General features: G+C 34.2%; 1 protein-coding gene. It reads left to right on the top strand.

The window, feature by feature from the left end:
* On the top strand, positions 1-60 hold a 60-nt coding region (locus KK062_RS31210), incomplete at its 5' end, for a 50S ribosomal protein L19 (protein WP_369075201.1).
* Between the last annotated feature and the right edge of the window lie 177 nt (positions 61-237).

Below are 237 nucleotides of genomic sequence, written 5' to 3'. Positions count from 1 at the left end.
AAACTATACTACCTGAAAGGCAAGCAAGGAAAAGCTGCTCGTATTAAGGAGAAGATCTAAGAGATTTGGACATATTTGTTTGAAAGCCATTCTGAAAGGATGGCTTTTTTTGTTTTAGGGCGGCGTTAATTGCTAATAGTTAAACGTTAACAGTAGTTTTTTTTGACACCGAAATAGATAATTTAAAGCCTGTCAATACTTTGACTTTGCAGGTATTTGATGAAGGCTATATATGTA

Source organism: Dawidia cretensis, from assembly GCF_018598175.1.
In the GTDB taxonomy this organism is placed as follows: domain Bacteria; phylum Bacteroidota; class Bacteroidia; order Cytophagales; family Cyclobacteriaceae; genus Ohtaekwangia; species Ohtaekwangia cretensis.
The sequence above is the reverse complement of the archived record's forward strand: the minus strand, read 5'-3'. Positions and strand labels throughout refer to the sequence as shown.